Source organism: Peterkaempfera griseoplana (assembly GCF_001418575.1).
Classification (GTDB): Bacteria; Actinomycetota; Actinomycetes; order Streptomycetales; family Streptomycetaceae; genus Peterkaempfera; species Peterkaempfera griseoplana.
Genome location: NZ_LIQR01000042.1, coordinates 1 through 10,878, shown reverse-complemented (window position 1 = coordinate 10,878; position 10,878 = coordinate 1). Strand labels below are relative to the sequence as shown.

At 74.6% G+C, this 10,878-nt stretch carries 7 protein-coding genes; 4 read left to right on the top strand and 3 right to left on the bottom strand.

Annotated features, from left to right (window positions below):
- The first annotated feature begins 168 nt into the window (after positions 1–168).
- From tatC to AOK09_RS03130, 4 genes are all read left to right on the top strand, one after another.
- Complete coding sequence (gene tatC, locus AOK09_RS03140; protein WP_079062693.1) at positions 169–1,098, top strand: twin-arginine translocase subunit TatC; 930 nt, start codon at positions 169–171, stop codon at positions 1,096–1,098.
- Between the two features lie 90 nt (positions 1,099–1,188).
- Positions 1,189–1,908, top strand: coding sequence for a GntR family transcriptional regulator (locus AOK09_RS03135; protein ID WP_055585547.1), 720 nt, complete (start codon positions 1,189–1,191; stop codon positions 1,906–1,908).
- A 13-nt stretch (positions 1,909–1,921) separates the two neighbouring features.
- Complete coding sequence (locus AOK09_RS39895) at positions 1,922–2,059, top strand: hypothetical protein (protein WP_157875779.1); 138 nt, start codon at positions 1,922–1,924, stop codon at positions 2,057–2,059.
- A gap of 5 nt (positions 2,060–2,064) precedes the next feature.
- Positions 2,065–4,935, top strand: coding sequence for a DEAD/DEAH box helicase (locus AOK09_RS03130; RefSeq protein ID WP_055585546.1), 2,871 nt, complete (start codon positions 2,065–2,067; stop codon positions 4,933–4,935).
- Between the two features lie 67 nt (positions 4,936–5,002).
- Here the strand turns inward: AOK09_RS03130 and atzF are convergent, their stop codons facing one another.
- From atzF to AOK09_RS03115, 3 genes are read right to left on the bottom strand one after another with little or no spacing between them, the layout of a single operon-like run.
- On the bottom strand, positions 5,003–6,664 hold the full coding sequence (gene atzF, locus AOK09_RS03125; protein WP_055585545.1) for an allophanate hydrolase: 1,662 nt from the start codon (positions 6,662–6,664) through the stop codon (positions 5,003–5,005).
- Positions 6,661–10,254 (bottom strand): urea carboxylase, encoded by a 3,594-nt coding sequence (uca, locus tag AOK09_RS03120; protein ID WP_055585544.1) that lies wholly within the window; start codon positions 10,252–10,254, stop codon positions 6,661–6,663. The genes atzF and uca overlap by 4 nt, the downstream gene beginning before the upstream one ends.
- Positions 10,255–10,260: 6 nt before the next feature.
- Positions 10,261–10,860: an urea amidolyase associated protein UAAP2 gene (locus AOK09_RS03115; RefSeq protein ID WP_407675338.1), complete on the bottom strand. Its 600-nt coding sequence runs from the start codon at positions 10,858–10,860 to the stop codon at positions 10,261–10,263.
- Between the last annotated feature and the right edge of the window lie 18 nt (positions 10,861–10,878).

Below are 10,878 nucleotides of genomic sequence, written 5' to 3'. Positions count from 1 at the left end.
CATCCAGGCCGCCCCCGGCGACTCCACCGGTGCCCGCCCGGTCGGTGAGACCGCCGCGGCCCCCACCCAGGAGCGGGACGCCGCCCAGCGCTGACCCGGCGCACCACACGCACCACCAGCAGAACGCAGGGGGCCGCCGCCCCCCGCTCGACGAGCCGAGGACCGGGGTTGCTGAAGTCTGCCAAGCCGCCGAAGGACCCCGAGGGGCGGATGTCCCTCGGGGACCATCTCCGTGAGCTCCGCAACCGCCTGGTCAAGGCGGTCGGTGCGATCCTGGTGGTCACCATCGTCGCGGCGTTCTTCTACCGCAACCTGATCGACTTCCTGATCCGTCCGCTGGACGGCTGCGTCGCCAAGATGAACGGCAGCGGCGGCGGTGAGAAGTGCATCATCGCCGTCACCAACCTGCTGTCGCCGTTCGGCCTGGCCATCAAGGTGTCGCTCACCGCCGGCCTGGTGATCGCCAGCCCGGTCTGGCTGTACCAGCTGTGGGCGTTCGTCGCGCCGGGGCTGCACCGCCACGAGAAGAAGTACAGCCTCTTCTTCCTCGGCATCGGCATCCCGCTCTTCCTCGGCGGCGCCTGGTTCGCCTACGAGATCCTGCCGACCACCGTGGCGACCCTGCAGTCCTTCACCCCGCACAACGCCACCAACATCCAGAACGTCGACGACTTCCTGAACATCGCCACCAGGATGGTCCTCGTCTTCGGCATCTCCTTCGAGCTGCCGCTGATCCTGATGATGCTCAACTTCGGCGGGGTCCTCAGCGCCCGCCGCATGATCGGCTGGTGGCGCGGCATGGTCATGGGCATCACCCTGTTCACCGCCATCGCCACGCCCACCACCGACCCGGTGAGCATGCTGCTGCTGGCGCTGCCGATCCTGGCGCTGTACGTCATCGCCTGCGTGGTCTCCTGGCTGAACGACCGCCGCCGCGCCCGCGTCAGGGACGCCGACCCCAACTCCCACCTCGGCGACGAGGAGGCGTCCGCGCTGGACCTCGCCCCGGCACCCGTGGAGGCCGCCCAGCCCGTCGACGACGTCCAGCCGGTCGACGCCTCCACCGGCCCGGCGGGCCGCCTCGACGACATCACCTGACCCCTTCGCCGCCGCGGGTCCGCCCGCCGGCGGCACCCCCGCACCGTCCCCGTACCGTCGGCCTCCCGCGGCCCCCAGGAGGCACGAGCCATGGCCGACTTCGAGCCGCGCCACCGGGTCTTCGTCCAGGAGCGGCTGCGCGACCAGGTCGCCCGGGCGCTGCGCGGCGCCCTGGCGGCCGGTGAGCTGGAACCGGGGGCCCTGTACTCGGCGCCCGTGCTGGCCGCCCGCTACGGCGTCTCCGCCACACCCGTCCGCGAGGCCATGCTCGACCTGGTGCGGGAGGGCCTGGTGGAGACCGTCCGCAACAAGGGGTTCCGGGTCACCGCGGCCGGCGAGCACGACCTCGGGGAGATCGCGGAGATCCGGGCCCTGCTGGAGGTCCCCACCGCCCTGCGGGTGCTCGCCGCCGCCGGAGCGGACCGGCTCGCCGCACTGCGGGGACCCGCCGAGGAGGCCGCGGCCGCCGCCGCGGAGGGCGACCGGGGCGGATACCTCGACGCTGACCACCGCTTCCACCGGGCGCTGCTCGCCCCCGCCGGCAACGCCCGGCTGGTGCGGCTGGTGGACGACCTGCACCGCCGCGCCCTGCTGCCGTCCCCCTCTGGGGCCGTCCCGGACCTGGTCGCCGCCGCCCGCGACCACCTGGAACTGCTCGACCTGGCCGCCGCGGGCGACCTCGCCGGGGCCGAGCGGTGCCTGCGCCGCCACCTGGACCGCGACCGGGGCGGGCACGGCCGTCCGGCGGCCGCGGAGGTTCCCGGCGCCCGCGCTGAAAACCCTGCTATCGATGTCGGTGCCGACGGGTAACCTCTGGCTTGAGATGCTCCTTCACCACACCGACCACACCCGCTGCGCCCCGGCGCCGGCCCAGGCCGACGCGGCCCCGCAGCCGCAGGCGCCGCCGTATGCGCTCCCGTCCAGCCCCAGCGGGCAGCACTCCCACGGGAAGAAGAGGTGACGCCGATGAGCAGCGCCGTCCCCACCGATCCGCAGAGTCCCGCGGAGAGTGACCCGGAGAGCCTGTCACCCGCGGAGCGCTATGCGGCGGCCAAGCGCCGCGCCAAGGAGCAGGCGTCCGCCCTGTTCGAGTTCCGGGAGCTGTACGACTTCCCGCTGGACCCCTTCCAGATCGAGGCCTGCCAGGCGCTGGAGGGCGGCCGGGGCGTGCTGGTCGCGGCACCGACCGGCTCGGGCAAGACCATCGTCGGCGAGTTCGCCGTCCACCTGGCCCTGCGCGAGGGCCGCAAGTGCTTCTACACCACCCCCATCAAGGCCCTCTCCAACCAGAAGTACGCCGATCTGGTCAAGCGCTACGGCGCCGGCAAGGTCGGCCTGCTGACCGGGGACAACACGGTCAACGGCGACGCCCCCGTGGTGGTGATGACCACCGAGGTGCTGCGCAACATGCTCTACGCGGGCTCGCAGACGCTGAACGGCCTCGGCTATGTGGTCATGGACGAGGTGCACTACCTCGCCGACCGCTTCCGCGGCGCCGTCTGGGAGGAGGTCATCATCCACCTCCCCGAGTCCGTCACCCTGGTCTCCCTGTCGGCGACGGTCTCCAACGCCGAGGAGTTCGGCGACTGGCTGGACACCGTCCGCGGCGGCACCACCGTCATCGTCTCCGAGCACCGCCCGGTGCCGCTCTGGCAGCATGTGCTGGCCGGCAACCGGATGTACGACCTCTTCACCACCGGCCGCAACCAGCAGCAGGCCGACGGGCGGCGCAGCCGCGAGCCGCGGCCCCCGGCCAAGGACGTCAACCCCGAGCTGGTCCGCCTCGCCCGCTCCGAGCAGGACCGCAGGGCGGACCGCTTCGCCCGGGGCCGCGGGCGGTCCATGCCCAACGGCCGGCCCGGCCGTGCCTGGACGCCCAGCCGGGTCGAGGTCATCGACCGGCTGGACTCCGAGGGGCTGCTGCCCGCCATCACCTTCATCTTCAGCCGCGCCGGCTGCGAGGCGGCGGTGCAGCAGTGCCTGGCCTCCGGGCTGCGGCTCAACAACGACGCCGACCGGGCCAGGGTCCGCGCGCTGGTCGAGGAGCGCACCGCGGCCATCCCCGACGAGGACCTGCACGTCCTCGGCTACTTCGAGTTCCTGGACGCCCTGGAGCGCGGCATAGCCGCCCACCACGCGGGCATGCTGCCCACCTTCAAGGAGGTGGTGGAGGAACTGTTCGTCCAGGGCCTGGTGAAGGCGGTCTTCGCCACCGAGACCCTGGCGCTGGGCATCAACATGCCCGCCCGCTCGGTGGTGATGGAGAAGCTCGTCAAGTGGAACGGCGAGTCCCACGCCGACATCACCCCCGGTGAGTACACCCAGCTCACCGGCCGGGCCGGCCGCCGCGGCATCGACGTCGAGGGCCATGCCGTGGTGCTCTGGCAGCGGGGCCTGGACCCGGCCGCGCTGGCCGGTCTGGCCGGCACCCGCACCTATCCGCTGAAGTCCTCCTTCAAGCCGTCGTACAACATGGCGGTCAACCTGGTCTCCCAGTTCGGCCGCCACACCTCCCGCGAACTGCTGGAGACCTCCTTCGCCCAGTTCCAGGCCGACCGCTCGGTGGTCGGCATCGCCCGGCAGGTGCAGCGCAACGAGGAGGGCCTGGAGGGCTACCGCGAGGCGATGACCTGCCACCTGGGCGACTTCGACGAGTACGCGGCGCTGCGCCGCGCGCTCAAGGACCGGGAGAACGAGCTGGCCCGGGAGGGCACCGCCCAGCGCCGGGCCTCGGCCATCGACTCCATCGAGAAGCTGCGCCCCGGCGACGTCATCCATGTCCCGGCCGGCAAGTTCTCCGGCCTGGCGCTGGTCCTCGACCCCGGTCTGCCCCCGCAGGGCAGGGGCGGGCACCGTCCCGAGTTCCAGGACGGCCCGCGCCCGGTGGTGCTCACCGCGGAGCGGCAGGTCAAGCGGCTGGCGATGATCGACTTCCCGGTCCCGGTGGAGGCGGTGGAGCGGATGCGCATCCCCAAGTCCTTCAACCCGCGCAGCCCGCAGTCCCGCCGGGACCTGGCCTCCGCCCTGCGCACCAAGGCCGGGCACATCGAACCCCAGCGCCACCGCAGGGGCCGCGCGGCGGCCGCCGACGACCCGGAGATCACCCGGCTGCGCACCGAGCTGCGGCAGCACCCCTGCCACGGCTGCGACCAGCGGGAGGACCACGCCCGCTGGGCCGAGCGCTTCCACCGCCTGCAGCGGGACACCGGGCAGCTGGAGCGGCGGATGCGGTCGCGCACCCACACCATCGCCCGCACCTTCGACCGGGTCTGCGGACTCCTCACCGACCTCGGCTACCTCCAGGGCGACACGGTCACCGACGACGGCAAGCGGCTCGCCAGGCTCTACGGCGAGCTGGACCTGCTGGCCTCCGAGTGCATCCGCGAGGGCGTCTGGAAGGGCCTGGGACCCGCCGAACTGGCCGCCTGCGCCTCCGCCCTGGTCTACGAGGCCCGGCAGTCCGACGACGCGGCGACCCCGCGGGTGCCGGAGGGCAGGGCCAAGGCGGCGCTGGGCGAGATGGTCCGGCTCTGGGGGCATCTGGACGCCCTGGAGGAGCAGCACCGGCTGAACACCGCCGAGGGCGTGGGGCAGCGCGAGCCCGATCTGGGCTTCGCCTGGGCCGCCTACCGCTGGGCCTCGGGGCACGGCCTGGACTCGGTGCTGCGGGACGCCGACATGCCGGCCGGCGACTTCGTCCGCTGGACCAAGCAGCTGATCGACGTCCTGGGGCAGATCCAGGACGCGGCGGGCGGGGACCAGGAGCTGCGCACCGCCGCCCGCAAGGCGGTCGACGCCCTGCGGCGCGGGGTCATCGCCTACTCCTCCGTGGGCTGACGGTCGTACGGGCGGTGCCCCCCGGCCCGGGGGGCACCGCCCGTACGACCACCTGCGGCGGCGTGGATCAGCGTGCGGTGGCGGCGAGATGGCCGCGCCAGCCTCCGTGCGCGGTGATGTCCGGGGCTCCGTCCAGGGCGGCGGGCTCACAGAGGAAGCCCGGCACCCGGGAGCCGTCCGCCAGCCGTACCGGCCCCAGCGCCATCGGCGCGGGCAGGGCGGCGAGCAGCGCGCCCAGGGACGCCGCCGGGAGTTCCCACACCTCGGCCTCCACGGACGCTCCACCGGCGGCGACCCGGACCAGCCCCGGTTTGGGCGGCACCGTGTCCAGCAGATGCAGCCGGTACTCGGGGGCGGTGGTGGCGGCCGACACCAGCCGGGCGCCCAGGTCCAGCAGCTGACCGTTGAGCGGCTGGCCGGTCAGATGGGCACCGACCACGGCCAGCCGGACCGGGGGAGGGGTGGTGAGCAGCCGGGCCACGGCCGCCAGCCGGTGCTCGGTGGCGGCCGGGCCGATCAGCATCACCCCGAACGGGCCCCCGCCGCCCGCGCGCCCTGCCGGGACGGCCAGGGCGCAGAGGTCCAGCAGATTGGTGGAGTTGGTGAAGCGCCCCAGCCGGGTGTTGGCACCGATCGGATCGGCGGCCACCTCGGCGAGGGTGGGGTGGCCCGGGGTGGTGGGCAGCAGCAGTGCGTCCGCGTCGCCCAGGGCGGCCGTGGCACGCCCGCGCAGCCGGTCCAGCTCCGCGAGGTCGGCCAGCAGCCGGTGGGCGGGGATGTCCCGGGCCGCGGTGATCACGGCCGCGACGGTGGGGTCCAGCTCCGCCGAGCCGAGGTGCTTGTCGACGAAGTCACCCACGGCGGTGTAGCGCTCCGCCACGAACGCGCCCCCGTAGAGCATCGCCGCGGCGGCCGAGAACGGCTCCAGATCCACCTCCACCAGGGAGGCCCCGGCGGCGGCCAGCCGCTCCGCGGCGGCGAGGAAGGCCTCCGCCCAGCCGTCGTCCAGCTCGCCCAGCTGCGCCACGGGCGGCACCGCCACCCGCCACGGACCCGGCCGCCGCGGCGGCTCGGCCCGTACCCCGGCCGGATCCGCCAGCAGGGCGAAGGCCTGCTCGGCCGCGTCCAGGGTGCGGGCGAAGACGCTGACGCAGTCCAGGCTGCGGCAGGCCGGAACCACACCCTCGGTGGAGACCGCACCCCGGGTCGGCTTGAGGCCCACGATGCCGTTGAAGGCGGCGGGCACCCGCCCCGACCCCGCCGTGTCGGTGCCCAGCGCCAGATCGGCGATCCCCAGCGCCACCGCCACCGCGGAACCGGAGCTGGAGCCGCCGGCCACCCGCCGCGGATCGTGGACGCTGTGCACCGCACCGTACGGACTTCGCGTGCCGACCAGCCCGGTGGCGAACTGGTCGAGATTGGTGGTGCCCAGGACCACCGCCCCGGCCTCGCGCAGCCGCGCCACCGCCGGTGCGTCCCGCTCCGGCAGGTACGCGTACGACGGGCAGCCGGCCGTGGTCGGCAGCCCGGCCACATCGATGTTGCCCTTGACGGCCAGCACCGTGCCCGCCAGCGGCAGCCGCTCACCGGCCGCCACCCGGGCGTCCAGCCGGCGCGCCTCGGCCTCCGCCTCCTCGTGGGGCCGCAGGCCGATCCAGATCTCCGGACGGGCCACCTGCTCGATCCGCCGGTAGGCCGCCCGGACCCGCTCCAGCACGCCGCCGGTCATGCGGCCTCCTCCTCGTCCGGCGCCGCCGGCGCCAGCACCACCAGCGGCGCTCCCGCGTCCACCTGGTCGCCGGGCCGTACCAGCACCTCGACGACCACCCCGTCCTGCGGTGCCTCCACCGCCGACTCCATCTTCATGGCCTCCACCGCCAGCAGCGGCCGTCCCCGCTCCACCAGGTCGCCGACCGCCACCTGCACCTTCCAGACGCTCGCCGTGAAGCGCGCGGTCACCACCGCCCCGCCCTGCGGAGCCGCGACCTGCTGCGGGGCGGCGGGGACGGCCTCCGCCGCGCGTTCGGCCCGGGTGAACTCCCCGGCGTCCTCCCAGGCCTGCCGCTCGGCGGCGAACGCCGCCGCCTGCCGGCGGCGGAACGCATCGATCTCCGGTGCGTTGTCGGCCAGGAACCGCAGATGGTCGGCGAGCGCGAACTCGCCCTCCTCCACCTTGAGATCCAGCCTCCCCGCGGCCATGTCGGCGCGCATCTCCAGCAGTTCCTCGGCGCTCACCGGATACCACCGGATCCGGTCGAAGAAGCGCAGCAGCCAGGGCGCCCCCGGCTGGAACGGGCCGCGCTGCTGCCAGCCCGACCACACCTGCACGGTGCGGCCGACGAACTGGTAGCCGCCGGGGCCCTCCATGCCGTAGACGCAGAGATAGGCGCCGCCGATGCCCACCGAGTTCTCCGCCGTCCAGGTGCGGGCCGGGTTGTACTTGGTGGTGACCAGCCGGTGCCGGGGGTCCAGCGGGGTGGCCACGGGCGCCCCGAGGTAGACGTCGCCCAGGCCCAGCACCAGGTACTCGGCGTCGAAGACCGTGCGGTGGACGTCCTCCACCGACTCCAGGCCGTTGATCCGCCGGATGAACTCGATGTTCCAGGGGCACCAGGGCGCGTCGTCGCGCACGCCCGCCATGTAGCGGGCGATGGCCTCCCGGGTCGCCGGGTCGTCCCAGGAGAGCGGCAGATGGACGGTGCGGCTGGGCACCCGAAGCTCGCCGGTGGCGGGCAGCTCCGCCTCCACCCGGCGCACCGCGTCCAGCAGCCGGTCGACCGGCAGCACCTCAGGGTCGGTGTGCACCTGGAGCGAGCGGATGCCCGGGGTCAGGTCCAGCACGCCGGGCAGCCCTTCGGCGGCCAGCCGCTCCGCCAGGGCGTGCACCCGCATCCGCAGGGCCAGGTCCAGCTGCATCGGCCCGTACTCCACCAGCAGGTTGTCGTCGCCGCTGCGCCGGTAGGTGACGCTCGGCCGCCCGGCGGTCTCCGGCAGCCTGGCCAGCACCCCGCCGTCGTCCACCGGGGGCCGGGACGCCGCCGGGGCGGCGGCGGGGGAGCGGCGCAGAGCGGCCGCCGCCTGCAGGGTGACCGGGACGAACCGCACGGTGTCCCCGGGCCGCAGCTGGCCCAGCTTCCAGCGCTGGGCGGTGACCACGGTGGCCGGGCAGACGAAGCCGCCGAGTGACGGTCCGTCAGGACCCAGCAGTACCGGCATGTCCCCGGTGTAGTCGACCGCGCCCACGGAGTAGGGCGTGTCATGGATGTTGGAGGGGTGCAGACCGGCCTCGCCGCCGTCGCTGCGCGCCCAGGCGGGGCGCGGGCCCACCAGCCGCACCCCGGTGCGGGCGCTGTTGAAGTGCACCTTCCAGTCGGCGGCGTAGAACTCCTCGATGTCCGCCTCGGTGAAGAACTCCGGGGCCGCGTGCGGCCCCTCCGCCGCGCCGATCTCCCAGCGGTCGGTGAAGACCGGCCGCCGTTCCGGCGGGACGCACCCGGCGCCGGGCCGGACGGCCCCGCCGTGCAGCACGTCCCCGGCGCGCAGCGCCCGTCCGCCGTGGCCGCCGAAACCACCCAGGGTGAAGGTGGCGGCGCTGCCCAGGAAGTCCGGTACCTCCAGACCGCCGGCCACCAGCAGATAGCTGCGCAGCCCCGCCGCCCCGGGCGCCGCGATGTCCAGGACCGAGCCGGCCGGCACCTGCACGGCCTCCCACTGCGGCACCGGTGCGCCGTCCAGGGTGACCCTGACCGGGGCGCCGGTGACGCACACCGTGGCCGCCGCGGTGAAGCGCAGCGCCGGGCCCTCCAGGGTGCACTCCAGCCCCGGGGCCCCCTCGGGGTTGCCCAGCGCTGCGTTGCCCAGCCGGAAGGAGAGGTCGTCCATCGGCCCGCACGGCGGCACGCCGACATGCCAGTAGCCGGTGCGGCCCGGCCAGTCCTGCACGGTGGTGAGCGTTCCGGCGCGGACCACCTCGATCCGCGCGGTGGGGTCCGCGATCCCGGCGAGGGTGGCGGTGGTGTGCCCGGCGCCCCGCACCAGGGGGTCCGTCGCGGCGGCGCGCAGCAGTCCGAGGTTGGTCTCGATGCCGTCGACGCGGGTCTGCTCCAGGGCGGCCCCCAGCCGGTCCAGGGCGTCCGCGCGGTCCTCGCCGTGCACCACCACCTTGGCCAGCAGCGGGTCGTACGCGGTGGTGACCTCGGTGCCGGTCTCCACCCAGGAGTCCACCCGCACGCCGTCGGGGAAGGCGACCCGGGTGAGCCGGCCGGCGCTGGGCCGGTGGCCCTCGGCGGGGTCCTCCGCGTAGACGCGGGCCTCCACGGCGTGGCCGCGCGCGGGGGGCGGCTGCCGCACCACCGAGCGGTCGCCCTGGGCCAGCCGCAGCATCCACTCCACCAGGTCCACTCCGTGGACGGCCTCGGTGACCGGGTGCTCCACCTGCAGGCGGGTGTTGACCTCCAGGAAGTACGCCTCCTGGCGGCCGGCGTCGTAGACGTACTCCACCGTCCCGGCCGAGCGGTAGTCCACCGAGGCGCAGAGCGCGGAGGCGGACGCGGCCAGCCGGTCGCGTACGGCGTCGGGCAGCCCCGGCGCCGGGGCCTCCTCCAGCACCTTCTGGTTGCGCCGCTGCAGCGAGCAGTCGCGGTCGCCGAGGGTGACGACCCGGCCGGCGCCGTCGCCGAACACCTGCACCTCGACATGGCGGGCCCGCTCCACCAGCCGCTCCAGAAAGAGGCCGGAGGTGGCGAAGGACGCGGCGGCGGTGCGCTGCACCTGCTCCCAGGCCGAGGCGAGTTCGGCCGGCGTACGACAGGCCCGCATGCCGATGCCGCCCCCGCCGCCCGTGGCCTTGAGCATCACCGGGTAGCCGACGGCCTCGGCGGCGGCCAGCGCCTCGTCCAGGCCGGCGAGCAGCCCGGTGCCGGGCGCCAGGGGCACCCCCGCCGCCTCGGCGGCTGCGCGGGCGGTGTGCTTGGCGCCGAAGACCTCCAGCTGACGGGGCGTGGGGCCGACGAAGGCCAGCCCGGCGGCCTCCACCCGGCGGGCAAAGGCGGCGTCCTCGGAGAGGAAGCCGTAGCCGGGGTGGACCGCCCCGGCGCCGCTGTCCAGGGCGGCCCGCAGCACCAGGTCGGCCCGCAGATAGCTGTCCTTGGCGGCGGCCGGTCCCAGCCGTACGGCGTGGTCGGCGAGCCGGACATGGGGCGCCGGCCGGTCGGGGTCGGAGAAGACGGCCACCGTGCGGAGGCCGAGCCGCCGGGCGGTGCGGATGATCCGGACGGCGATCTCGCCGCGGTTGGCGACCAGCAGGGTGTCGAAGGTCATCGCCGCTCAGCCCTCCGGTTCGGTGACGGTCATCCGCACCGGGGTGGGGTCGAAGCCGTTGCAGGGGTTGTTGATCTGCGGGCAGTTGGACACCAGCACCAGTACGTCGGTCTCCGCGCGCAGGGTGACCCGCAGGCCCGGGGCGGAGATGCCGTCCACGATCCCCAGGGTGCCGTCGGCCTCGACGGGCACGTTCATGTACCAGTTGATGTTGGGTACCAGGTCGCGCTTGCCCAGGCCCCAACGGGCACCCTCGGCGAGGAAGTTCTCCACGCAGGCGTGCTGCCCCCAGGTGTGGTGGCCGTACCGCAGGGTGTTGGACTCCCTGCTGCAGGCGCCGCCGATGGTGTCATGGCGGCCGCAGGTGTCCTCCACCACCGTCATCAGCGGGGTGTGCTCACTGGACATCAGCACACTGCCGGTGGTGAGGAAGAGCGAGCCCTGGGCCTGCAGGGTGTCGGGGGCGCTGTAGCGGACCGAGGTGTCATGGGCGTCGTACAGCAGGCAGTCCACCGCCTGGTTGCCGCCCAGGTCGGTGATGGTGAGCAGATGTCCGCGGCGGACCACGGCCGACCAGGGCGCGCGGGCCGGGACGGTCCGGTCCAGCACGGTGCGGCCGGCCGC